General features: G+C 68.2%; 1 protein-coding gene. It reads left to right on the forward strand.

The window, feature by feature from the left end; translation table 11 throughout:
• Positions 1 to 121: 121 nt before the first annotated feature.
• Positions 122 to 1,360 carry an IS256 family transposase gene (locus tag RB608_RS28200; RefSeq protein WP_308091425.1) on the forward strand — a complete coding sequence of 413 codons (1,239 nt, stop codon included), beginning with the start codon at positions 122 to 124 and terminating at the stop codon, positions 1,358 to 1,360.
• Positions 1,361 to 1,405: the final 45 nt, after the last annotated feature.

Genomic DNA, 1,405 nt, shown 5'->3' on the forward strand with positions numbered 1-1,405 from the left:
GTAAGAGTCCCAGGGTGTGGTGGGGTTTGAGGGACCACGGCGGGGCTGCCTGACGTAGGCGGCCATCGGCGGGATCTTCGGTGTGTACGGCCAAGCACGCACTGAAGAGGAGCCCCATCCGATGGCCTTGCCCCAGTCTGCCCTGTCCGAACTGCTCGAGGCGTTCCGCACCGGCGACGGCGTCGATCTGATCCGTGATTCGGTCCGGATCGCGCTCCAGGAGCTGATCGAGCTCGAAGCCACCGAACGCATCGGCGCCGCGCCCTATGAGCGCACCGAGGACCGCGTCACCGAACGCAACGGCCACCGGCCGAGGATGCTGACCACCAAGGCCGGCGACGTCGAGCTGCGGATCCCGAAGCTGCGCAAGGGCTCGTTCTTCCCGATCATCCTCGAGCCCCGCCGCCGCATCGACCAGGCGCTGTACGCGGTCGTGATGGAGGCCTACGTCCACGGCATCTCCACCCGCAGCGTCGACGACCTGGTCGAAGCGATGGGCGGCAGCGGTGTCTCGAAGTCCGAGGTCTCAAGGATCTGCGCCAACCTGGACGAGACCATCGGCGCGTTCCGCACCCGCACCCTGGACCACGTCGAGTTCCCCTACGTCTACCTCGACGCGACCTACCTCCACGTCCGCAACAAGCCCGGCAAGGGCGGCCAGGTCGTCTCCATGGCCGTGGTCGTCGCGACCGGCGTCACGGCCCGTGGGGACAGGGAGATCCTCGGCCTGGACGTCGGCGACAGCGAGGACGAGACCTTCTGGCGCAGCTTCCTGCTGTCGCTGAAGCAGCGTGGCCTGGGCGGGGTCCGGCTGGTCATCTCCGACCAGCACTCCGGCCTCGTGGCCGCTCTGTCGAGGGCGTTCCAGGGCGTGGCGCACCAACGCTGCCGGGTCCACTTCGCCCGCAACCTCCTCGCCCACGTCCCCAAGGGACAGGCCGACTACGTCGCTGCTGCGTTCCGGATGATCTTCGCCCAGGCCAAGCCCGCCGACATCGACGCGGCCTGGGACCGCACCCGTGACGAGCTCGCCGCGAGGTGGCCCAAGATCGGTCCCTACATGGACGACGCCAAGGCCGAGGTCCTCGCCTTCAGCGGCTTCCCCCGTGAGCACTGGCGCAAGATCTGGTCGACCAACCCCCTCGAGCGGGTCAACAAGGAGATCAAGCGCCGCAGCCGCGTCGTGGGCATCTTCCCCAACCCCGCCGCCGTCATCAGGCTCGTCGGCGCGGTCCTCATCGACATGCACGACGAATGGATCGCCGCCGACCGCCGCTACCTGTCCGAAGGGTCCATGGCCAAGCTCTACGACACCAGCGATACTGACCCCGTCGCCGCCATCGAGAGCAGCGACGTGTAGGCACCGAGGATCACCTCAAAGCCCACCACCCCGCGGGGCTCTGTC

It is taken from the genome of Nocardioides sp. LHD-245, from assembly GCF_030929495.1.
Lineage (GTDB): Bacteria > Actinomycetota > Actinomycetes > Propionibacteriales > Nocardioidaceae > Nocardioides.

Coding starts and splice junctions, on each gene's coding strand:
- RB608_RS28200 (WP_308091425.1), top strand. CDS start 122: ATGGCCTTGCCCCAGTCTGCCCTGTCCGAACTGCTCGAGGCGTTCCGC.